This is a genomic window from Metallosphaera javensis (ex Hofmann et al. 2022), from assembly GCF_022064045.1.
GTDB lineage: Archaea > Thermoproteota > Thermoprotei_A > Sulfolobales > Sulfolobaceae > Metallosphaera > Metallosphaera javensis.
On the sequence record NZ_JAKNCW010000004.1, the window covers coordinates 53,368 to 74,013 of the forward strand.

Annotated in this window: 26 protein-coding genes; 15 read left to right on the forward strand and 11 right to left on the reverse strand. The window is 48.5% G+C overall.

Annotation, left to right across the window (positions count from 1 at the left end; all coding sequences use genetic code 11):
* Positions 1-216 precede the first annotated feature (216 nt).
* Both mobA and L3N51_RS04400 read right to left on the reverse strand, forming a co-directional pair.
* Positions 217-813 (reverse strand): molybdenum cofactor guanylyltransferase, encoded by a 597-nt coding sequence (mobA, locus tag L3N51_RS04395; RefSeq protein ID WP_238025714.1) that lies wholly within the window; start codon positions 811-813, stop codon positions 217-219.
* Positions 794-1,954 (reverse strand): molybdopterin molybdotransferase MoeA, encoded by a 1,161-nt coding sequence (locus tag L3N51_RS04400; RefSeq protein WP_238025715.1) that lies wholly within the window; start codon positions 1,952-1,954, stop codon positions 794-796. Before L3N51_RS04400 ends, mobA begins: the two co-directional genes overlap by 20 nt.
* 28 nt (positions 1,955-1,982) lie before the next feature.
* Between L3N51_RS04400 and mobB the strand changes: the two genes are divergently transcribed.
* Genes mobB through L3N51_RS04415 form a run of 3 tightly spaced genes read left to right on the forward strand, consistent with a single transcriptional unit; the run spans position 1,983 to position 3,865 of the window.
* Positions 1,983-2,468, forward strand: a complete 486-nt coding sequence (mobB, locus tag L3N51_RS04405) for a molybdopterin-guanine dinucleotide biosynthesis protein B (protein WP_238025717.1) — start codon at positions 1,983-1,985, stop codon at positions 2,466-2,468.
* The gene (locus L3N51_RS04410; RefSeq protein WP_238025718.1) at positions 2,461-3,168 is read left to right on the forward strand and encodes a CBS domain-containing protein; all 708 of its coding nucleotides are present in this window, start codon (positions 2,461-2,463) and stop codon (positions 3,166-3,168) included. The genes mobB and L3N51_RS04410 overlap by 8 nt, the downstream gene beginning before the upstream one ends.
* A 1-nt stretch (position 3,169) precedes the next feature.
* Complete coding sequence (locus L3N51_RS04415) at positions 3,170-3,865, forward strand: class I SAM-dependent methyltransferase (RefSeq protein WP_238025719.1); 696 nt, start codon at positions 3,170-3,172, stop codon at positions 3,863-3,865.
* Here the strand turns inward: L3N51_RS04415 and L3N51_RS04420 are convergent.
* Positions 3,857-4,258 carry a hypothetical protein gene (locus tag L3N51_RS04420; RefSeq protein ID WP_238025720.1) on the reverse strand — a complete coding sequence of 134 codons (402 nt, stop codon included), beginning with the start codon at positions 4,256-4,258 and terminating at the stop codon, positions 3,857-3,859. The genes L3N51_RS04415 and L3N51_RS04420 overlap by 9 nt on opposite strands.
* Entirely contained in the window at positions 4,234-4,659 is a 426-nt protein-coding gene (locus tag L3N51_RS04425) for a hypothetical protein (RefSeq protein WP_238025721.1), read from the reverse strand. Before L3N51_RS04425 ends, L3N51_RS04420 begins: the two co-directional genes overlap by 25 nt.
* 89 nt (positions 4,660-4,748) lie before the next feature.
* On the opposite strand from L3N51_RS04425, the gene L3N51_RS04430 reads away from it, so the two are divergent.
* The 5 genes from L3N51_RS04430 to L3N51_RS04450 are packed head-to-tail and all read left to right on the forward strand — an operon-like array spanning position 4,749 to position 8,265.
* Complete coding sequence (locus tag L3N51_RS04430) at positions 4,749-5,009, forward strand: hypothetical protein (RefSeq protein ID WP_425597971.1); 261 nt, start codon at positions 4,749-4,751, stop codon at positions 5,007-5,009.
* Positions 5,010-5,021: 12 nt separating this feature from the next.
* Complete coding sequence (locus L3N51_RS04435; RefSeq protein ID WP_238025722.1) at positions 5,022-5,663, forward strand: metal-dependent transcriptional regulator; 642 nt, start codon at positions 5,022-5,024, stop codon at positions 5,661-5,663.
* A gap of 58 nt (positions 5,664-5,721) precedes the next feature.
* Positions 5,722-5,988: a hypothetical protein gene (locus tag L3N51_RS04440; RefSeq protein WP_255776147.1), complete on the forward strand. Its 267-nt coding sequence runs from the start codon at positions 5,722-5,724 to the stop codon at positions 5,986-5,988.
* Positions 5,985-7,157, forward strand: coding sequence for an MFS transporter (locus L3N51_RS04445; protein ID WP_238025725.1), 1,173 nt, complete (start codon positions 5,985-5,987; stop codon positions 7,155-7,157). Before L3N51_RS04440 ends, L3N51_RS04445 begins: the two co-directional genes overlap by 4 nt.
* Positions 7,078-8,265 (forward strand): glycerate 2-kinase, encoded by a 1,188-nt coding sequence (locus tag L3N51_RS04450; RefSeq protein WP_238025727.1) that lies wholly within the window; start codon positions 7,078-7,080, stop codon positions 8,263-8,265. Before L3N51_RS04445 ends, L3N51_RS04450 begins: the two co-directional genes overlap by 80 nt.
* Here L3N51_RS04450 and L3N51_RS04455 read toward each other — a convergent pair.
* Positions 8,244-8,756: an NADH-quinone oxidoreductase subunit B gene (locus L3N51_RS04455; protein WP_012021939.1), complete on the reverse strand. Its 513-nt coding sequence runs from the start codon at positions 8,754-8,756 to the stop codon at positions 8,244-8,246. The genes L3N51_RS04450 and L3N51_RS04455 overlap by 22 nt on opposite strands.
* 260 nt (positions 8,757-9,016) lie before the next feature.
* Here L3N51_RS04455 and L3N51_RS04460 point away from each other — a divergent pair, with 260 nt between their 5' ends.
* Both L3N51_RS04460 and L3N51_RS04465 read left to right on the forward strand, forming a co-directional pair.
* A complete protein-coding gene (locus tag L3N51_RS04460) occupies positions 9,017-10,069 on the forward strand; it encodes an L-threonylcarbamoyladenylate synthase (protein WP_238025728.1) in 1,053 nt (350 codons plus the stop codon).
* On the forward strand, positions 10,056-10,739 hold the full coding sequence (locus L3N51_RS04465) for a biotin--[acetyl-CoA-carboxylase] ligase (protein WP_238025729.1): 684 nt from the start codon (positions 10,056-10,058) through the stop codon (positions 10,737-10,739). Before L3N51_RS04460 ends, L3N51_RS04465 begins: the two co-directional genes overlap by 14 nt.
* Here L3N51_RS04465 and L3N51_RS04470 read toward each other — a convergent pair.
* The 4 genes from L3N51_RS04470 to tldD all read right to left on the reverse strand — a co-directional run bounded on the left by L3N51_RS04470 (position 10,719) and on the right by tldD (position 15,072).
* Positions 10,719-11,951 (reverse strand): FAD-dependent oxidoreductase, encoded by a 1,233-nt coding sequence (locus L3N51_RS04470; RefSeq protein ID WP_238025730.1) that lies wholly within the window; start codon positions 11,949-11,951, stop codon positions 10,719-10,721. The two genes, L3N51_RS04465 and L3N51_RS04470, sit on opposite strands and share 21 nt — an antisense overlap.
* 31 nt (positions 11,952-11,982) lie before the next feature.
* A complete protein-coding gene (locus tag L3N51_RS04475) occupies positions 11,983-12,408 on the reverse strand; it encodes a universal stress protein (protein WP_238025731.1) in 426 nt (141 codons plus the stop codon).
* A gap of 74 nt (positions 12,409-12,482) precedes the next feature.
* Complete coding sequence (locus L3N51_RS04480; RefSeq protein ID WP_238025732.1) at positions 12,483-13,736, reverse strand: TldD/PmbA family protein; 1,254 nt, start codon at positions 13,734-13,736, stop codon at positions 12,483-12,485.
* A complete protein-coding gene (tldD, locus tag L3N51_RS04485; RefSeq protein ID WP_238025875.1) occupies positions 13,729-15,072 on the reverse strand; it encodes a zinc metalloprotease TldD in 1,344 nt (447 codons plus the stop codon). Before tldD ends, L3N51_RS04480 begins: the two co-directional genes overlap by 8 nt.
* A 26-nt stretch (positions 15,073-15,098) precedes the next feature.
* On the opposite strand from tldD, the gene L3N51_RS04490 reads away from it, so the two are divergent.
* The 4 genes from L3N51_RS04490 to cyoE all read left to right on the forward strand — a co-directional run bounded on the left by L3N51_RS04490 (position 15,099) and on the right by cyoE (position 18,000).
* Positions 15,099-15,485 (forward strand): CopG family ribbon-helix-helix protein, encoded by a 387-nt coding sequence (locus tag L3N51_RS04490; protein WP_238025733.1) that lies wholly within the window; start codon positions 15,099-15,101, stop codon positions 15,483-15,485.
* The gene (locus L3N51_RS04495; protein WP_428846156.1) at positions 15,485-16,141 is read left to right on the forward strand and encodes a B3/B4 domain-containing protein; all 657 of its coding nucleotides are present in this window, start codon (positions 15,485-15,487) and stop codon (positions 16,139-16,141) included. The genes L3N51_RS04490 and L3N51_RS04495 overlap by 1 nt, the downstream gene beginning before the upstream one ends.
* 1 nt (position 16,142) lies before the next feature.
* Positions 16,143-17,081: a homoserine dehydrogenase gene (locus L3N51_RS04500; RefSeq protein WP_238025877.1), complete on the forward strand. Its 939-nt coding sequence runs from the start codon at positions 16,143-16,145 to the stop codon at positions 17,079-17,081.
* Between the two features lie 61 nt (positions 17,082-17,142).
* On the forward strand, positions 17,143-18,000 hold the full coding sequence (gene cyoE, locus L3N51_RS04505; RefSeq protein ID WP_238025736.1) for a heme o synthase: 858 nt from the start codon (positions 17,143-17,145) through the stop codon (positions 17,998-18,000).
* Between the two features lie 54 nt (positions 18,001-18,054).
* On the opposite strand, the gene L3N51_RS04510 is transcribed toward cyoE, so the two are convergent.
* Positions 18,055-18,834, reverse strand: coding sequence for a 3-hydroxypropionyl-CoA dehydratase (locus L3N51_RS04510; protein ID WP_238025738.1), 780 nt, complete (start codon positions 18,832-18,834; stop codon positions 18,055-18,057).
* A gap of 71 nt (positions 18,835-18,905) precedes the next feature.
* On the opposite strand from L3N51_RS04510, the gene L3N51_RS04515 reads away from it, so the two are divergent.
* Positions 18,906-19,469, forward strand: a complete 564-nt coding sequence (locus L3N51_RS04515; RefSeq protein ID WP_238025740.1) for a hypothetical protein — start codon at positions 18,906-18,908, stop codon at positions 19,467-19,469.
* A 114-nt stretch (positions 19,470-19,583) separates the two neighbouring features.
* Here the strand turns inward: L3N51_RS04515 and amrS are convergent, their stop codons facing one another.
* Entirely contained in the window at positions 19,584-20,639 is a 1,056-nt protein-coding gene (gene amrS, locus L3N51_RS04520) for an AmmeMemoRadiSam system radical SAM enzyme (protein ID WP_238025878.1), read from the reverse strand.
* Positions 20,640-20,646: the final 7 nt, after the last annotated feature.

The window sequence follows — 20,646 nt, forward strand, 5'->3', positions numbered from 1 at the left end:
AACCTGTGAAGTATTTTAAAGATTATTCACGTATATCATCCTAAAAACTAATGTAGAAGAACAAGGATAATAGTGATATCTATTTTGTACCTTAGGGTAAACTTCTGAATATATACATGATCTATCATAGGTGAGTCCGAAATTATTTTTAATTTTCTCTAGCTAGAGTATTATCAAATCTCATGGAGGTAATCATAGTCGCACCTTGTTCTTGAGCTATAGAACAGATAATCTTTCCGTATTACTTAAAATTCTAGTATTCCAGAAGAGATGTTGTACCTTCCAGAGATCGCTCAACCTATTTACGTTGAGCAGGGACCTTAACCTGGGATCCAACATGGCAACTTCCCTGTATCCTGCAATGTAGATGGAGGGCGAGTTGACTATGAGATCAGTCATGGAGTTAAAACTGTTAATACTGCTCCTCAGATAGCTGAGGGAATAGCACGATAACAATGGCTGAATTCTACCGCACGTGAGTGTGGTGGCCACATACTCCTGTTTGGAGCATAACATTTCCACAAGTTCCCTGGAAAGGAAGGGAAAGTCGCATCCTGTTACGAAAACCTTTTCCCCAGAGATATGTTCCAGGGCAAGTTTGAGCGCCTTAAGTGGTCCTTCCTTCCACCTGTCATGAACGATTTTTCCGTTAACATCTCTAGGCCTGTCCGTGACAACAATGGGAGATTGAAAGAGATCAGCCACTCTCCTCAACATTGATTTGCCGTCAATTTCGAACTCGCATTTGTCCGTGCCGAATCTGGTGGAATTTCCTCCTGCCAAGATCACAACATCAAAGGAATCTCTGAACAACTATTTCTTCGCCCTCCCTGTATGTTGTCCCTCTCCTCAGTATGGTAAACCCTGAGGCCTTACCCAGCTCGCTATATAGACCTACGCCCCATCTAAGGGGGAACGCCCTATCTCCATCAAGTTTGACGAGATACGTGGAATCCATCTTGTGATCCACTGTGACCTCGCTTCCCAGTCTGCACTTAACATACTCCCTCAATTCCATTCCCGTCATCCTCGTGAGTATGTGAAGCCCGTGCTCATGAAATGTTGTAACCGCTGACACTATTTGACCCGGCAGGACAAGAATCGGTTTACCCGAGACTATTCCCACGGCTCCCCTCTTTATTACGTTGGTGGACACTCCCTCAAAGAGCAGTTTCCCCATCTCAGAGATGGCCCTCTTCACGAAATCCCTCTCGCCAACTGAAGAGCCACCAATTGACAAAACGAAATCGAAACCCCCAGCGCATTTGGAGATCATCTTCTTTACGTCATCAAGGTTATCCCTGGCTATCCCCTGATAATGGGTTCGCCCGAACCTCTCGAGTAGTTTCATGAACGCTGGTCCGATGGAGTCAGGTATTCCATCCCCTTCGGATCCCCATGGAACTATCTCGTCGCCGTTTCCGAAAATACAGAAGGAGATATCTAGAACCTCAACCTCGTTTATCCTCTGCTGTAGAAGAATTGGAAGGTGGTAAGGAGTCAGGTAAGTTCCCCTGGGGATAAGAAGCTCTCCCGCCTTCACGTCCTCTCCCCTTTGGCGAACATCCTTTCCCCTGCTCACCGGCCCGTTAATCGTGAGGGTATTGCCCACTACCCTGGTGAACTCTGCCCTGGCAACGGTGTCAGCACCAACGGGTAGCGGTGCGCCGGTGGTGATGTAGTACGCCTCTCCCCTTCCTAGGGTAGGCAATTCCCTGGTTGAGGGGAAGAGTTTCCCAACTATTCTCAGTTCCTTCATTTCCTGCAGGTCACTGAACCTGAATGCGAACCCATCCATGGCAGAGATGTCCCTTTCAGGCGTGTCCCTGAGGGCTATCACGTCCTCCGCGAGAACCTTTCCCACCGCAGACATGAGATCCAGTCTTGCCCTTCTGACGGGCGACACTGACATGTTCTCAATGAGGGATCTAGCTTCATCGATTGGAATGAGCATTCATAATCCATCGATATTCCCAGTTAATATGGATTGCATCTTTCAGATAGTGGGAAAGAAGGATAGCGGGAAAACGCTGGTAATAGAGAGAGCTGTCTCAGCCCTAAAGGAGAGAGGTTTGACCGTAGCTACGGTGAAACATACCCATCACGAGATAAACCCTTCGGGAAAGGACACAGCGCGCTTCATGAGTGCTGGATCTGACGTGACAGTGTTGCACAGCAATGATTGCGCTCTCCTCTGGAGATGTTCCTCTCCCGATTACCTAGATCTGATTCCCGCCGATGTCATCCTTGTGGAGGGTTTCGCTGATAGGGATCTGGGTAGGAAATTCTTGGTGAATAACCCCTCGGAAGCTGATGAGTTAGTGAGGGAGATAGTGGAAGAGGCCTCTCAATGCAAGCATAGCGTCTCCCTTGAGGTATTTCCTGAACAAAAAGATAAAATGGTATACATGACGCTTTATAGGTTAATGAAAAAATGGGGAATTAAAGAGGTAAAACTTCTTGATTGAAGGCTCAGAGATTATCTCGCTGGATTGTTCCTCAACTGTTCTAGACACGATATTCTTCATGAAAACTAACAGAATAAGAAGGATTGTGGTCACGTGTGAGGGCAAGATGGCCGGGCTGTTTACCGTTGATGAGGCCATGAGGCAGATCTTGGAGAGGTCGGTTGAAGACAAGCTGAGTAACGTGAAGCTGAAAAGGATAATCCAGGTGAAGGGAGACCCACTAGAGATAGCTAAGGCTATGATGCAGAACTCTGTGGATGCTGTAATAGTGGATGGAAAGATTGTGACAGAAAAGGACCTGGTCAGGGGTTACGAGTGGAGCGATGAGGAAAGAATGTTCGATCTGGCTGTGAGAGCAATTACCGTGGAGGGATTCACCAGGCTCTCAACTGCGGCCGAGATAATGGTCAGGAACTCCATAAGGCACTTGCCTGTGGTCGAAGATCAACCACTGGGAATGATATCTGCAAGGGACATTGTTTATAGATTTTCAGATAAGTTAACTCTTCAGGAGGAAGTGAAGCAGGTCATGGTCCCCTACCTGGTTAAGGGCGACACAGGCATCAGTTTAAGGGATGGTGCGGAGCTCATGATGCAGAAAGGTGTGGGAAGTCTAATCTTTTCTGTAGATCACAGTTTATATATTGTTACACTTAAGGACCTTATCAAGCATATTTATATGTACTCAATGAAAGTTTAGCATGGCTTTCGTTTGTCCTGTTGATAGACTTCCCCTATCTAACGATCTCAAATGCCCCAAGGGCCATGCATACAGGGTTGTTGACGGAATCTATGATTTCCTCCAGCAGGAGCCCAAGAGCAATGATATCCTTGAGAAAGTGGCACCACTTTATGAGGATGTATGGGCCCCTCTTGGGTTCCTGATCACGGGGAAAGCCACCTACTCGTCTGTACTCAGGGATGTGGCCTCTCACTCCTCTGGAAGGGAGTTCTTGGACGTGGGAACCGGTCCTGGAAAGATATTTGAATATGTTAAATGCGAAAACTGTTACGGGCTTGACATTTCTCTGAAATTTCTCAGGATTCTCAAGGAGAGAAGGCCAAGGGTTATCGCAGTGAGAGGGGACGCCGTATCTCTTCCCTTTGGGGATGAATCCTTTGACGGCGTTACGTCCATGTTTGTGATACATATGTTCCCCGACCCATCAAAGCCAGTCTCTGAGATCTCTAGGGTGTTGAAGAGAAACGGGAAGTGCACAATGGGAGTGCTCACCAGAAGAGGTAGGATTGCTGAGTTGCTTTCAAAGTGGTGGAAACTGGAGTTGAGGCCGGAGAGCTTCTACGTGGGCATTTCGGAAAGGTTTGAGCTCAAAACTTCAAGCATCAGGCAGATGGGTCCATGGTCCTTAATAAATTGCGTAAAAACATCAGGGTAGGGACCACAGGGCTATGGCAAACAGTATGTACGAGACCCCATTCACGACCTCTGCAATCTTAACAAGTAAACCCTGAAGGAAGAGGGCGTATATGCCTATGTAAAGGCCCATGAATATACCAAAGAAGAACATGCTGAACACAACGTAAGCTGCTAGATCACCTTCGCCCATGAGAAGGTAATATAGCCTCTTGTTATTAGTTATCCCGAAAATAATTCTCTCCGCTCCCAGTATAAGGCCCACGTAATACAGGATGTAGGGATTGAAGGTAGCTATCATTTCAAAGAGATTAAAGGGTACTTTGTCCACAAGGTATACTGAGGAGAAAAACATCATCGAACCTATCAGTATGCTGACTACTCTCCTCGTTACTGCCCTATCGACATTGGCCATGTGTATACACCTGCATAGGTTTCATTTAACTCTATGTCAAAAACCTCCCCTAGGAGAAGTCCTCCCAGTGCGCCTATGAATAAACCAGGGATACCACCCAACTTCAGCCCAAGAGACGCTCCCAGCACGCCTCCTATACCCTTTCCCAGGTAACTGTCGTTAACCTTAAAAACAGTGGCAAAGTTCTGTCCGCCCTTCCTCCCAGCCTTTCCTAGGAAAAATGCAGCCTCACTAATTGCCTCTCTAAGCTCCTCAATATCGTTTGTCCTGTAAACCGTTGAGTATATCTCTTCGTCTCCGTTTCTCTTAGCCATATAGGGGATAAAACCAGCCCTCCTGATTCCCGCCAAACCTTCCGTGTCCCTTCTTTCCGTGGTCACTCTAAAAATTACCTTAAACATCAAAGAATTGTTTGTCCTCACGCTTAAATATTTTTGTTGATTCGAGCTTCGTACCTTAATCTTTTTACCAACGTACTACTCTATCATATTTGGCGATCCCATTGACGGGAGATAGTAAGAAATTCTATGCAATTGTGAAAGTAGATAACGTGGAGGTTCCTGATGGTTTGTCCAAGACCGGCCTCCACGACCATATCTCATCTGCGGTTGACGAGGTTATCAATAACGTAAAGGCCTACCTTAAGGACCAGGGGATTATGGGGAAGTTTAACGCCCATATTGAGGTATTCGCCAAGGAGGAATCGGTCACCAGACTCATTGAAAGTATAAAGACTAAAATCAAGGCGTGAGAAATAGAGTTTATGTCAGAATTATCTGAGCCACTGGAAAATTACCTTAAGGAGATCTACGAGCTTGAGGAAACTAAGGGTAATGCCAAGGTCGTGGATCTGATAGAGGCTTTCTCAATATCCCCAGGTACCATAAGTAAGGCATTGGATAGGCTTGAATCCTTAGGGTTTATAGACAGGAAATCCAGGAGGATTAGGCTCACCGAGGATGGAAAGAGACTTGCCGTGAGGTTGATTAGATCTCATCGCCTTTCTGAGAGACTCCTCACAGACGTAATTGGTCTGGACTGGATCAGAGCTCACGAGCTCGCTCACAGGCTGGAACACATCTGGCCGGAGGACGTACTGGATAAGATAGATGAGGTTGTGGGTCATCCCAAGACCTGTCCCCATGGGCATCCAATTCCAGGTAGGGAAGAGCAGGTCGAGGGGATACAGCTAAGTGAAGCGAAGCCCGGAGAATACACGGTGCTCATGATTGTGAAGGAAAAGGAGTGGATACTGAGAATGGCAGATTCTCTCGGACTCTTACCCGGGAGAAAGGTGAGGGTGGTGCAAAACTCACGCGGAGAGGTTAAGATTCAGAACGATGATAGGGAAAGCGTTGTGCCCAGATCGCTCACGGAACAGGTGATAGTTCGTGGAACTCAATGACCTTCAAAAGCTGATCCTGACACATATCTACAAGTTCGGACCAGATAACCCCTGGTATATGGCCAGACGTCTCATGGGAGAAAGTGGATGGGCCCCAAAGTATGATCCTGATCTGGTGGAGAAGGAGTGCGTGGAGCTGGAGAGGCTGGGTTATCTAGTTAGATTTCAGGGCTCACTAAAGAGGTCAGTTACGTCCTCGGTAAAGCCTTGGCTGAAGGTGAAAGCTAAGGAGATGGGAACCAAGCCCAAGGGGATATATTACGACCTCAGCAGGGAAGGGAGAAAGGTCGCATCTCAGCTCTATAAGGAGTTGAAGAAGGGTTGAGACTTGGTAAGATACTGAGCGAGAACAAGAGCTTCAGGTTTTATTGGGCTTCCATCTCCCTTTCCCACATCTCTGGAATAATGTTCAATGTAATAACAGCTTACATCCTTTTGCTGGTCTCTCCTTCCTTTTACTCTCTGGTCGTCGGAGGAACCATGCTGGCAGGCGCCTTGATACGCCTTCCCTCCGGGTATATCAGTGATTCGCTTGACAGGAGAAAAGCCCTCATGCTGACAAGGCTATCTCAGGCAGGGCTCATGCTGTTGCCCATCCTGAGTCTCAAGCTAACCCCAGTTTCCTACATCGCTTTCAACCTACTCACCTCTCTCAATGGTCCTCTCTCCGCAGGCCTTGTGCAATCCGTTATGGAGAGAAGGCAGGTTCTGGGAGGGACTTCGCTTAACTCGCTTACCATCTCCATTTCCTCCGTCATAGGAGGTCTAGTTAGCCTTTCCTATCCGGCTCTGGGGATTACGCTATTTCTCTCCATTGCGTCACTGATGAGAGGATTGACGGTGCTCTTCATAGGAAATGTCAGGGTCAGAGCCAGGAAAGAGGAGCACAGGGGGAAGATTCCCAAGGGGTTACTGCTTTATCCAGTACTAGTTTTCTCTTTTCTCGACGTAATCCCGGTAATGATGAACAGCCTGGTTTTCGTGGTGTCATCAATTGAACCTTCACTTGCGCTGGTGAGCCTGCTAACCACAATGGGGAACGGAATAGGGGCGATTCTGAGCGGCGAGAAGATAAGGGAAAGTTCGGTGAAGGTATGGGCCAGGGCTGGTTCACTGCTCCTAGGCTTAGTTCTTGTAATGATAGCCCTATCTCCCCTTGACCTGGTTTATGCGTTGCTGGTGATCAGGGGGCTTCTGAGCTCTATTCAGTCCATTTCCATCAGATCAGATCTCAGGCTCAGGGTTCCCAATAGCCTGATGGGAAGAACCTGGGGTCTCATCACCACCATCTCGTCGCTTGTGGCCTCCACGCTTGCGCTTTCCTACTCATTCATTGTTGGCGTGGTTGGGACCAGGCTTCCGGTTGTTCTGGTGGGATTAGCCCTTTTAACTGTAGGGTTCCTCATGATGTATCGTGGATCAGGTAGTAGAGAGGGTGCTGGCTCTTTCGGATCCGAGGAGAGCATTAGAGAGGAAAGTACAGGTAAGGAGTAACGAGTTGGTAGTGGAGGGGGCGAGGTTTCGCTTCTCCAAACCTCTCGTGATATCAGTGGGCAAGGCCTCAGTGAGGATGGCCAACTTCTTCTTGGAAAGGTTGAGCAGTTATCAGGCAATTGTGATTAAGCCCAAGGGAGATGGCCTCAACGTTGAGGGCAATGCCACGGTTATACAGTCTTCCCATCCCTACCCAGATGAGGATAGCTTCAGGGCTGGGAGGCAGGTGAGAGAAGCCCTCACATCCTGGGACTACGATCTTGTTATCTTTCTCCTGTCTGGAGGCGCGTCCTCCCTTATGGAGGATCCAATTCCTCCACCCTCCAGTTACGTGGAGGCCATGAAGAGGCTTGTGATATCTGGACTTGGAATAGATGAGATTAACGTGGTCAGGAAACATCTCTCAAAGGTTAAGGGTGGAAGACTTGCCACCCTGAGCAGATCTCCAGTGGTTACTCTGGTTGTGAGTGACGTTCCAGGAAATGACCTATCGGTGGTGGGAAGCGGGCCCACACTCCCAGATTCCTCTACCGTGGATGAGGCGAAGGAACTCTTGGAACAGTTGAACCTAGACCTGTCAGAATATCTAGAGGAAACACCAAAAAGGCTGGACAACTCTTGGGCCTTTCTCATTCAAAGTGTGGATGACGTTCTCCAAGGCCTTACTGATATGCCTGGAGCAACTATACTTTCCAGCGAAGTTAGGGGAGAGGCCAGATCCTTAGGGGCATTTCTTGCCTCTATTGTGAATACCAGGAATTCCGGTCTCAAGAGACCATTCACTCTCCTCTTGGGTGGAGAGCCTGAGGTGACGGTGAGGGGTCCTACAGGCAAGGGCGGAAGAAATGGTGAGGTTTGCCTGTCCTTCTTGGAATGGGTGAGGGTGCCAGAGGTTAAGCTATACGCTATAGCCACAGACGGTGTTGATGGAAATAGCGAGTACGCGGGCTGCGTGGTTTCAGGGGGAACGAATGTGTCCAAGAGGGAAATAAGGAAAGCCTTGGAGGCTCACTCATCGTACGAGTTACTTGAGAAAATGGGAGCCGTGATTGCCACTGGGCCCACTGGAACTAACGTAAATAACGTCTACGTTCTTATGGCTCCCTGAGTCCTTATCTTCTTCTGTAACATCAGAAGACCTCTAGCAATGGCCTCAGGTCTTGTGGGGCATCCCGGTAGGTAGAGGTCAACCGGTATTCCCACGTCAGAGGGAAGTACCGTATTGTAGGAATTCCAGAATATTCCTCCCTCAAGGATGCACGCGCCTAGGGCAATAACGTACTTGGGCTCCGGCATCTGATCGTATACAATCCTAGCTGCTCGAGCCATCTTCCTAGTTAAAGTTCCCTCAATTGTCAAGATATTTGACTGCCTAGAGGAAGCGAAGGGAAGCATTCCAAATCTCTCTGCATCAAACCTTGCTGCGGCGAACGCCCCGAACTCAGTTCCGCAACAGCTAGTGGTGAAATGCGGGGGCCACAACGAGAACGCTATTCCCCAATCCCTTAGGGTTTTCACCGGTTTCCTGTTGAGTAACCACTGCGCAGCCTTGCGGGCCGACTCCTCCAAGTTTCCTGTGAGAAGTAATTGATCGCTCATTGTTGATCACGGTAGAAGTGGCTTTAGGTCCTAATAAGTATTCTATTTTAGAAGTTGAAAATAGTGACCAAATTTAATTCTTAGTTTTTAAATTTCTTTAGACCTGTTCTATGTTATTTACGGTTTGAGGCTCATCACTCTTCAGAGATCACCTCATCTATCATCGGTCATGCGTCAGTAAAGAGCGCCTATGCCATCAATTAGCCTCGGAGGTTCCTCATCACTCAAACATAAAACAGAGATTATCCATAAAAGCCTAAATGATTGTGCTGAAGGTTGATCCTCTCAATCCGGAAATAGACCTCATCAGGAAGGCCGCTGAAGTGATCAAGTCTGGCGGTCTAGTTGCCTTCCCCACAGAGACCGTATACGGACTGGGCGGTAATGCGTTCGATCCAAAGGCCGCAGAGAAGGTCTTTAAGGCTAAGAGAAGACCCATGGATAATCCTCTCATAGTGCATATAGCTGACCTCAATCAACTGGAGGAGGTGAGCGTGGAAGTTCCACCTGAGGTCCTGGATTTTGCGCAGAGAGTCTGGCCTGGTCCGCTAACCTTCATACTCAAGAGAAACCCCAAGGTTCCCCTCGAAACAACAGGTGGACTTGACACTGTGGCGGTGAGAATGCCAGCTCATCCAATTGCGCTTCAGCTAATTAGGGAAAGCGGGGTACCTATTGCCGCACCCAGTGCTAATCTGGCCACTAAGCCAAGCCCGACCCTTGCGGAGCACGTTATTCAGGACTTAGACGGTTCGGTGGACGTGGTAATTGATGGCGGAGAGACCTTTTTCGGGGTAGAGTCCACCATCATAAACCTCACTGTAGCTCCTCCAGTTCTTCTTAGACCTGGTCCGTTCACGGTGGAAGAGCTTAACTCCCTGCTGGGTGAGATTGTGGTTCCAAGGGAGGTTACCGAAGGGGGACAATTTAGCGTGGCCTTGGCCCCAGGAATGAAGTACAAGCATTATGCGCCCAGTAAGCCCCTTTACTTGGTGGAGAAGAAGTCCATCTTCAAGGAAGTGGTTAAAACACTGAGACAGAGAAAGAGGGTAGCAGCTCTCTGTTCCCAGGAAACCTGTGAGGATGTAGAGGAGCCAAAGATAATCCTCGGGACTAGTGAAAATCTATACACCGTGGCCAAGAATCTGTTTAAGTCCTTCAGGGAACTTGATTCCATGGACGTGGAGATGGGCGTCATGGAACCCTTTCCTGAGAAGGGAATAGGACTTGCCATAATGAACAGGGCAAAGAAGGCCTCAGCTCACATGATAATACACTCAGTTGAGGAGGCCAGGCAAATTGCAGGTAATTAGGCTCGAAAGGGTCACGTCCACACAGGACTTCGCTGAAGCAGTAAGCGAAATGGTGGATGGGGATTTCGTAGTTGTTGCTCAGGAACAGACAAAGGCCAGGGGAAGATATGGAAGGGAGTGGTATTCCCCTAGAGGTGGATTGTGGGTGACTTATGTCATCAAGAACTTTAACGTAGAGGAAATTGGGATCTCCACCCTGAAGGTGGCGCTCTCGATCAGGAATGTCCTCTCAAGGTATGTTAATGCCAAGATAAGGTGGCCCAATGACATTGTGATAAATGACAAGAAGGTATCTGGTGTTCTGCTGGAGGCTATCACCATGGGAGAAAGGGGCACAGGTTTCATTGGTTTTGGGGTGAACACGAACGTAACCTCATTTCCTCAGGGGATAGTTGCCACTTCACTCAAACTGGAGCTGGGACATGAAGTCGATAATGACTCCCTCCTTGAACAGATACTTGACAAGATAGGGGGGTATATGGTCAGGGATACGGACAGGATTGTTGCTGAGCTCAATGAGAATCTATCAATAGCAGAAAGGGAAGTTATCCTGAAGGGAAAGGATTGGGAAAAGAGATGCACGGCTCTCTTCGTGGACAAATTGGGAAGACTGGTTACCGAATGTGGAATTTTTGAGGTGGAAGAGGTTCTAAGGCTTGAGACGCCGTAGTGCCTCCCATAAACCCTCCAGGTATGACGGATGGGGTACCATCAGTTCCCTGGCGTCCTGTACATTGACGTGGAGTTGCATGAGAAGGGCTAGCATGGAAATTATGTCCTCAGCTCTTTCACTGAAGGCCACTCCGCCCCTTAATGTTCCATCCTCATTCACGCAGACCTTGATGAAACCCTCGGTTGATTTCTCAGCAACTGCCCTTACCACTTCCGTCATCGAAAGTTTAACGCATTTTCCTTCAGTTGCTCCGACGTAGGCTATTTCAGGGTGGGTGTAAAGGACCTTGGGCACAGCATCGCCCCTATATCTCCTTCTTAGCCCGCTGGCGTTAAGGCCCGCAACTATTCCCTTGTGAATTGCCTCATGGGCTGTGAACGTTCCAGTAACATCTCCCGCCGCATAGACCCTATTAACCTTGGTTTCCATGTATTCGTTCACGCTTATCCACTTGTTACCAACTAGGTCTTCGAAACCCTTTACTGCAGGTTTACGGCCAAAGGTAAATACCACGAGGTCAAAATCTTCTGGTTGTCCGTTTATTTTCACCCTTTCTGAGATTTCTGCCGTGGAGTTAGTCCTGACGTCTATCCCCAGCCTTTTGAAATGGGAGGTCACGCTGACCCTGAGATCCCTATCGTGGCCCGGAAGAAGTTGATCCTCCCTCTCCACTATGGTTACCTTCTTCCCAGCCAGGTGGAGTAACCACCCGTATTCCACACCACCTACTCCACCGCCTATCAGGAGAACGGAGTTAAAGCCTCTGTCCAGAAAGTGAAGGTCGTCTGATGCTATAGTACCCGGAATATTAGGTTTCTCCGTCCCAGTTGCCACCACTACAGCATCCGACTCAAGGGATTGTCCGCCTACCTGTACCTTTCCAGAGTGCAGTTCGGCCTCTCCCCTAACAACCTCCACCCCAGCGGACTCCAACATGTACTCTACACCCTTGCTAACCCGCTGGACTACAGACCTAGCGAGGTCCTCAAGTTCGGAGTATGAGAATTCCACCGATTTACCATATTTTCGGGCAGCGTAACTCAGGAAGAGGGGCGACATCATCGCCTTAGAGGGTATACAGCCGAATAAAACACATGTACCGCCAAGCCTTTCTGACCTGTCCACCAGTGTAACCTTAGCCCCCTGTTCAGAGGCTGTCAATGCGGAATAAAGGCCTGCAGGTCCAGAACCAACTACAGTTAGTTTCATGCTAGATCTGAATAAAAACAGGAATAAAGGTTTACTTTACCACGAGGACGGGCATCTTGGCCTCGTGAATAATTCTAGATGAAACACTACCTAGGAACATCCTCTTTATTGTGGATAATCCCCTGCTCCCAGTCACTATGAGATCCACTCCGTTCTTGGAGGCGTAATCCATGATGGCCGTTGCCGGGTCTCCCTCCACTATCACGCCCTCAGCCTTTACACCGGCCTGATCTGCCATCTTCTTTGCGGTTTCAATGTCAGCTTTAGCCTTGTTGTAGAGGGACTCAATTACATCAGGCGGCACTGGACCTATTCCCGCGCCCAGAAGCACCGAAGTGTCCACCACTTCCACAACATCCAGCTTGGCCTCATACTTCTTTGAGAGGTCTATTGCCACATTTAGAGCTCTCTTGGCGTTCTCGGACCCGTCAAACGCAACTAAAATATGTTTAAACATATTCTCAGCCAAAAATAGGAAAGGGATCTTTTAAATCTTCGCGATTTTCGGTTCCTACGCACTTATTAACACTGTTAAGAGACAATGGTAAGTCCCTCTACGGCCAGATCAGGAGACTCAATTGCCCATACGCGCTTACGGGAGCCTACCTCTCCCTTGACTCCCCTCAGTAGAGTCTTTAAGTCACCTGATAGCACAACCTCCCTGACTCCCACTTTCTCTCCCTTTCTCACAACCCACGCAACTGGAACCACAACTCCGAACTCTCCAGTATCCCAGTTACTGGTGTGGACTCCTTGGACTTGGTCCACTACCAAGTCATTTTCCTCCAGTTCCTGTTTTTCATCGCAGAATATCTGCATGAGAGATGGGCCCACACTGGGAGTTGACATGTAAGATCTAACTGCAGAGGCAGAATTGGGAACTCCCATCTTCCTTGACCAGTACCAGTTCGTTAGAACTCCCTGAAAGACGCCCTTCCCAATAAGGGTCCTCTCTGAAGTGGCCTGACCCTCTCCATCAAATGATCTGCTCAGTTCCGACTTCTCATTCCTTGGATTGTCCACTACGGTTATCATTCCATAAACCTGTCCTAAATCCAGTGGAGATCTTTTCCTGTACACGTTCTCCCCATTCACGGAGTAGGAGAGGAGCGGATAGAGCAACTCGGAGATAGCCTTGGTGTTCAGAACAATCCTGCTGGGTTTAGTCTCAAGCTTGATTCTGCTCTTCGTGACGCTTACCTTCTCCACGACACTCTCCTTGAGTTCGTCTGTCTGGATCTCCTTGAAAGATCTACCCGATCTCGACTCGTAAATCTCAGGAGTGACAATGGCCTGGTCCTTGTAGTTGGCCGTTACCCCAGCGTGGACCGAGGATCTAATCTCACTCACGTCTAGACCTTCCGTATTAACAACACCCACCTTCACCCTCGTTGCAGAGGCGTAGAGTCCCACAACATTGACCTTTTCCTGCAGGTCCTCCAATGACTTTAAGGTCTCCTTGGAGGGTTCAACCAAATCCTCCCCGCGATCCAGGGATAACAACGACGGTTTGCTGGCCGGAGGGATCTCATTGTTAGGATCTCTCTCTGAGACCCTGAGCACGGAGATGGCCCTATCCAGAACTTCGTCAGTCAGGTCTGTGCTGAACGCGAAACCAACCCTTCCATCCTTGAAAATCCTGACACCGTAACCCATCTCTTTCAGATTACTGGATTGGTACTGTTTCTCCTTAGCCAGGCTATACTCCCATCTTTCCACGTAATATATCTCGCACGCGTAACCTAGGTTCTTTGCCCTGTTAACCAAGGAGAAGGGATCACTCATTTCCTCCCACCTTAACCCTGACCTTGATGTAAGGACCTCCCGTACTCACTGGGACGCTCTGTCCTCCCTTTCCGCAGTACCCTGGCCACATTCCAAAGTCCTTGGAGATGCCGCTTATCCTTCCCAGGGTCTCAAGGGTGTAGCCAGAGATACCAACGTTCCTGAGAGGTTCCGTAACTTCCCCCTTCACTATCCTGTAGCCTTCCTGAATTCCGAACTGAAATGTCCCATCGGGGCTGGTTTGCCCTCCAAGTGGAGACACCAGGAGATACCCATCCTTGATTTCACGTATTAATTCCTCCTTACTCCAATCCCCTGGCATCATGTAGGTGTTCCTCATCCTGATGAGCATGGGGCTCCTGAAGTCCTCTGCCCTGGCGTTACCCGTGGGTCTCTCTCCCAGATAGGCAGAGTAGTATCTGTCCACCAGGAATTCTGATACAACTCCCCTGTCCACTATCTTCACGTCCCGCGATTCCACTCCCTCATCGTCATAGGGCACGATGCCGTGAGCCATGGGATAATCCGATCTACCCGAGTCCACCACTGTAACGAAATCCTCCGCTATCCTCTTCCCTCTCAAGTTCCCCAGGATACCGTTGATGGCTAAATCGGCCTCAGAGAGATGCCCTAGGGCTTCATGGGAGAATACCCCAACCACATCTGGGGCCAGCACAACATCTGAGTCACCTCCCTTTGGAACCTTACCCCTGAGCTGATTTCCAATTCTCCTCTTGATTGTCTCCACTATCTCGTTGGGGTCAAAGACCTCCAGCGGGTAACCCAGGTAGGTAGCCATCGATGTGCTGGCGGAGGCCACAACGTCTCCCTCCCTTGCTATCGCCCTAACGGAGATGTTGCTCAACTCGTAGTCAAGAGTTATCTCCCTGTCCTCAGAACTGAAGTATTCCTTGTGTATCCTTGAGTTGGTAAACCTCACATTTACGCTTCTTATTCTGGGATCAGCCCTCATTATATCATCCCTCAACCTGATCATATCGTTCATTATCTCCTCTGGTGATTTGGTTACAGGTTTCTTAGTCCTTATCTCAACCCTGTCGTGAAGGGGCGGAAGCAACACAATGTTAACCCTCTCATCTCCATATGCGGATTCAACGGCAGTCCTGACAATGTCTTGGTTCAGCTTGGTGAAGTGAGCGTAACCCCAGTTACCTGACACCAGCACCCTGAGGGAACCACCCTTATCCTTGCCCATGGAAGTGACCTGCCTCATGGTTTCACTGGCGAAAAGGCTCAGCTCATCCACGTCGTAAAGCCTGAGGTCTGAAAAGGTGGCCCCAAGGTCCTCACTCCTCTTCAAAAGTTCATGCAAGATATAAACCTCCTCCCTAAATTTGATTCATGAACGTTGAAAAGATTAGCGTGGCCCTGGATAAGGAGACCCTGAGGAGGCTCCAGATGAGGGCCAAGAGTGAGGGAGTTAGCAGGTCTAGATTAATCCAGATGGCAGTCTCGGAGTACCTGGCAGAGTTCACGGGCAAGGACGAGGAGGTTTTCGGTATCCTTAACCTGGTATACGAGGAGGACGGCAGTGAGGAGATAACTTCCGTGGAGCATCAGTATGAGGCCACAATTATCTCAACCTTACATGTTCACGTTAACGAGAGGCTATGCATGGAGGCAATAGCGGTGAAGGGGAAGAGATACGAGCTTGAGAACCTGGCAAGAAGGCTCAGCGCCATTGGTAAGGTGAAAAAGGCTAAACTCCTCATATCCCTTGAGGTGTGATCGTGAGGATCACAGTCCAGGAGAAATGCGCATCCATGGGTATCTTCCTCAAGCACACTGAAGTCCTGGATATCATCAACGGTCAGGGAAGGTTTGAGGGCGAACTCTCGTCAGTGGAAAGCAGGTACAGGTCCGATAACCCTGAATCGCTCAAGGAAATACCTGTGATAAGGGCGTACCGCGATTTTTACTGGAAGCTGGGTATTGACCCCACTAAGACCAGGCCCAGCGGTGAGGCGCTGAGGAGAAGAGTGGTTAGAACCGGGAAGCTCCCCAGGATCAACGACATAGTGGATGCGGGAAACGTGGTAAGTGCAGAGACCCTCATTTCCATAGGCATATACGATATGAATAAGATGAAGGGCGAACCCATGCTGGTGCTCAGTTCGGGCGGGGAGAAGTTTGAGGGGATAGGAAACAAGGTGGAGATCTTACCCCCTGCTATCCCCATCATGATTGATGGTGAAGGCAAGGTTATGCATATCTTTCCCCACAGGGACTCAGTTCTCACCAGTGTGGACATGTCCACCAGGGATGTCCTGATCTTGGGTGCAGGCGTAGCGGGAATAGATCCATCACTGGTGGAAGAAGCAGTGAGGCTCACTGCTAAGCTATTAAGTAAGATAGGTGGTAAGATTGCCCATGAAGTCCAGTAGCTTGAAGGTTCTCCTTCTGGGATATGGAAATGTGGGCAAGGCACTCAGAAGGATGATCAAGGAGAGAGCGCCCTCGCTGGGGTTAAACGTGACTATAGAGGGAGTTGTCACAAGGAGAGGTATCATGCTGGGAGACTCAGAGGAATTCAGGAAGACAAGGGAAGGAACGCCCCTGGATGCGTTGAATCTTGTGAATCCAGACTTGGTGGTGGATGTGAGCTCAGCTAATTACGAAACTGGGGAACCCTCAGTATCTCTTTACATGGAGGCTCTTTCACGGGGGACCTCAGTGATAACGGCGAACAAGGCTCCACTAGCCTTGAAATATGGAGATATCATGAACCAGGCCAGAAAGCATGGAGCCTCCATAGGGTTTCAGGCAACGGTTATGAGCGGGACACCCTCAATAAACCTTATTCGCCTGTTGCAAGGGTCCACCATCTTGAAGATAAGGGGGATCCTGAATGGGACCACAAACTACATCCTCACGCGCATGGATCAGGGGCTGGATTACTCTCAAGCCCTAAGGGAAGCACAGGAAAAGGGATATGCCGAGGCAAACCCGGAGCATGACGTTAACGGGTTTGATGCAGCCGCAAAGCTCACCATCCTGACCAATTTTGCAATGAACAGAAATATCTCCATCAAGGATGTGGACTTCTCCGGAATAGTTAACGTAACCCCTTCAAGGATAGAGGAAGCTAAACGTAGATCGAGGAAGCTTAAGCTGGTTGCCGTCTCTGAGGGTAAAACCAGCAGGGTCAGCTTGACGGAGGTTTCACCTGAGGATCCACTATATCACGTTGATGGGGTGACCAATACGCTGGACATTCACTCCGATATCCAGGAAGTGGTTATCACAGGGCCAGGTGCCGGTCCACAGAACGCAGCCTTTGGGGTGTTCTCTGATATGGTACTCATGAGCAGGGGGTTGATTTGATTCCAACATTCTAGATTTACATTTATAAGTGGCGAATACTACAATAAAAAACGGGATTAAGTTGGCTACTTCCATTTCAGCCAGGCTGATATATTACGCTAAGCTGAGCAAGCCAAGGATTATTTGGTTGCTGGATTTAGCTGCCCTCTCAGGTGCATTTCTTTCAGGCAAGCTTATGCCCTTGAACATCCTAGCAGTGTTGGTAGGGGGAACATTTGCTTCGGCTGGATCCATGATAATTAACGAGGGAGTAGAGATAGACAAGGATAAGGTTATGAAGAGGACCTCCAAGAGACCTACAGTCATGGGCTACGTTTCACAGAAGGAGGCTATCTATGTGGGAGTTGCCCTTCTAGCCCTAGGTACACTGATGGGACTCTTGGATAACCCTCTTACCTCGTTCTTCATTCTTCTTGGAGGTCTGGTTTACGTTCTGGTTTACACTGTCTGGCTAAAACCAAGAAGTCCACTGAACATAGTAATAGGTGGACTAGCAGGGAGCGCAGCTGCTTGGGCAGGTTACGCATCCACAACGTCTTCTTTCACTATATCTTCCCTACTTCTTGGCCTCCTGATTTTCATGTGGACTCCCGGTCACTTCTGGGCTCTAGCCCTGAAGTTCAAGGAGGACTATTCCCGGGCTGGGATACCCATGTTGCCTGTGATAATGTCTGAGAACTTCTCCGCGAAGATGATAGCTCTCTCCAATGCACTTATGATACCCTTTGCCCTGGCCCTTTATCTCTACGCAGGCCTGGTCTACGGGATAGTTGCGTTAATCCTCTCTGCCATACAGATGTACTTCAGTGTAAGGTTGATGAGAAATCCAACCGGGGAGGAGGCGTGGAGGTCATTTAAGTTCTCCTCGCCTTATCTGGCCATTCTGCTGATTTTGATCATAATTACCAGGTTGATCTAAAAAGCAAGGCTAACTTGTTGTTTAGTGCTTAAATCTGCCACAAGATACCTTTGTTCACTTTCCCTTGAATGTTGGTTCCCTCTTCTCCAAGAACGCGTTGACTCCCTCTTTCTTGTCCTCTGTGGAGAACACAACACCCCATCCTACGCTTTCCAGTGCTAAACCTGAGGGTAGGGGAGAGTCAAGTCCCTTATTTACCACCTCCTTGATTAGTGCCAGAGATATGGGGGACTTCTTGGCTATTTTTTCGGCCAACTTCCTTGTCTCTTGCTCCAGGTTAGCAAGGGGAACAACCCTGTTCACCAGTCCATATCTCTCCGCATCTCTGCTAGGTATACGATCACCCGTCATCATCATCTCCAGTGCCCTTCCCTTTCCCACTACCCTAGTAAGTCTCTGAGTACCTCCATATCCTGGATAGATTCCGAGGTTTATCTCAGGAAGACCAAGCTGTGCCTCCTCCGCAGCAATCCTGATGTCACAGGCCAGGGCCAGTTCCAATCCACCTCCAAGGGCATATCCATTGATCATAGCTATCGTGGGTTTGCTCAAAGCCTCTATTTTGTCCATGATCTCCCTCCCCTTTTTCGAGAACTTCCAGGCGTCGGCAGGAGTTAACTGGTTAAACTGAGTTATGTCAGCTCCTGCACAGAAAGCTTTACCCTTGCCTGTGATGATTATTACCCTTGTATCAGGGTCGGACTCCGCTTCAGAAACCGCTCTATGCAACTCCTCAAGCAATTTAGCGTTGAGGGCGTTCAGTTTATCAGGCCTGTTTAATGTAATCCAGAACAAGTTTCCTTCTTTTTTAGTTTCTATTGTTTCAAATTCCATGGTTGATACGAGTAGAGTTATTAAATGGAGTAGTATTAATGCTTTAATTCCCGAGTTAAGTAATATCTAATATGGTCAGTTACGAGAGGGGTACGTTACTGCAGTCTTTTTCCGTAATAATTCCGTGGGCAGGTCCTGCGGTCTCAACCTTACTCGTAGCGAGGAGAATGAGGGACTTTTGGAACTCTCTTCCGTACCTACTCTACATAACCCCTCTCTCCTTCGCCTCAACCGTACTTTTCACCTTTGAGTACATGAAACATTTCCTGTTGATAGCAACTATCTACTCCTTAGTCTCTCCACTGCTTTTCGCCTACGCTTTCTCAAAGAAGTTTGACTCCATGGAGATTAACGTGAACGAGTACTACATAGAGGTTAAGCTTAAGGTTCCGCTATTGAGTGACCAGGTTATAGATCCCAACTCACTTTTTGAGAGAGTGGTAAGCAAGGCTATTAGAAGAGTGAGAAATCCTTACTATAACTTCAAGCTAAAATCCCTCAATAACTGTTCCAACCTCAAGGTATCCCTTTCAGAAAACAAAATAACTATGAGGAGGAGATGTGGCGACATCATAGTGGAGGTAATAATATCCAATAACGATACTGCCGATATGAAGCTCTCAATTTCATACTGATGTTCTATTTTATTCCCTTTTCCAGGGCTGGTGCTATGTTCTATACGGAGAGGAGTTTACTGAGAGGAGTTTCTATCACTTATGATGGGGGTTCCGTCACTGTATAGCAAAAAGTCAAATATAAATTGATTCAAATCTGTCCTCGCGATAATGTTTGGATCTTTTACCCTCTATTGGAAGTTTGTAACCGCATCGCACACATCTCATGTCCTCCGTCAAATTCCACTCCAGTATTCTAAAGCCGTACCGTCTTATGGCCACATTACCGCACTGGGGGCAGTAGGTGTTTTCTAGAGGATGGCCAGGTACGTTCCCAACATATGCGAATCTAAATCCCACTTCTTTGGCAATCTTGTAGTGCGCCTCAAGGGTCTCTACAGGAGTCAAGGGAAGGTTGTTCAGCTTGTAGTCCGGGTGGAACCTAAGGAAATGTATCGGCACGTCAGGTCCCACGATGTCGTATAGCCTCTTAAGAAATCCCCTTGCGTACTCTAGGCTATCCCCTATCTCAGGGATGATTAGATCTGTAATCTCCACATGAATCCTCCTGCGAATCAGCTCCGATATGGTCTGAAAAATGGGATCAGGACCGGAGGCGCCAGTATACCTTCTCATAAACTTTGGCTCCCCATTACCCTTGAAATCAACAGTAACCGCGTCCAGAAAGTCCTTAACGTATTCCACAAGCTCCTCGCTCCAGTATCCGTTGGTGACCATGGTGTTAAGCAATCCATACCTTCTGGCAAGCACCCCAGTGTCATGGGCAAACTCAGCAAATATTGCCGGCTCATTATATGTATAGGTTATCCCCTCAACCTCATACGCCCTTGCCATATCCACAATGTCCTCGGGCATTAAATCAGCTCCATCCACGACTCTCCTCTGACTTATATCGTAGTTCTGGCAGTACATACACATCCAATTGCATCCAAATGTGGAGAAGGATAGAACCCTGGAGCCGGGATAGAAGTGAACCAAGGGTTTCTTCTCTATGGGGTCAATATGAGCCGCTGCAACCTTTCCGTAGACGTTCAGGTAAAGTTTGCCGTTGGAGACTGACCTGACTCCGCAGAAACCTATTTGTCCTTCACCAATGAGACATTTCCTGGCGCATGCGTCACACCTTATCCTATTGTCTACCTTGGTGTATAGCGTGGCTTCCTTCTGCATCAAACTA

Coding starts and splice junctions, on each gene's coding strand:
- L3N51_RS04400 (WP_238025715.1), bottom strand. CDS start 1,954: ATGCTCATTCCAATCGATGAAGCTAGATCCCTCATTGAGAACATGTCA.
- mobB (WP_238025717.1), top strand. CDS start 1,983: ATGGATTGCATCTTTCAGATAGTGGGAAAGAAGGATAGCGGGAAAACG.
- L3N51_RS04415 (WP_238025719.1), top strand. CDS start 3,170: ATGGCTTTCGTTTGTCCTGTTGATAGACTTCCCCTATCTAACGATCTC.
- L3N51_RS04420 (WP_238025720.1), bottom strand. CDS start 4,258: ATGGCCAATGTCGATAGGGCAGTAACGAGGAGAGTAGTCAGCATACTG.
- L3N51_RS04425 (WP_238025721.1), bottom strand. CDS start 4,659: ATGTTTAAGGTAATTTTTAGAGTGACCACGGAAAGAAGGGACACGGAA.
- L3N51_RS04435 (WP_238025722.1), top strand. CDS start 5,022: ATGTCAGAATTATCTGAGCCACTGGAAAATTACCTTAAGGAGATCTAC.
- L3N51_RS04440 (WP_255776147.1), top strand. CDS start 5,722: ATGGCCAGACGTCTCATGGGAGAAAGTGGATGGGCCCCAAAGTATGAT.
- L3N51_RS04455 (WP_012021939.1), bottom strand. CDS start 8,756: ATGAGCGATCAATTACTTCTCACAGGAAACTTGGAGGAGTCGGCCCGC.
- L3N51_RS04460 (WP_238025728.1), top strand. CDS start 9,017: ATGATTGTGCTGAAGGTTGATCCTCTCAATCCGGAAATAGACCTCATC.
- L3N51_RS04470 (WP_238025730.1), bottom strand. CDS start 11,951: ATGAAACTAACTGTAGTTGGTTCTGGACCTGCAGGCCTTTATTCCGCA.
- L3N51_RS04475 (WP_238025731.1), bottom strand. CDS start 12,408: ATGTTTAAACATATTTTAGTTGCGTTTGACGGGTCCGAGAACGCCAAG.
- L3N51_RS04480 (WP_238025732.1), bottom strand. CDS start 13,736: ATGAGTGATCCCTTCTCCTTGGTTAACAGGGCAAAGAACCTAGGTTAC.
- L3N51_RS04490 (WP_238025733.1), top strand. CDS start 15,099: ATGAACGTTGAAAAGATTAGCGTGGCCCTGGATAAGGAGACCCTGAGG.
- L3N51_RS04510 (WP_238025738.1), bottom strand. CDS start 18,834: ATGGAATTTGAAACAATAGAAACTAAAAAAGAAGGAAACTTGTTCTGG.
- L3N51_RS04515 (WP_238025740.1), top strand. CDS start 18,906: ATGGTCAGTTACGAGAGGGGTACGTTACTGCAGTCTTTTTCCGTAATA.
- amrS (WP_238025878.1), bottom strand. CDS start 20,639: ATGCAGAAGGAAGCCACGCTATACACCAAGGTAGACAATAGGATAAGG.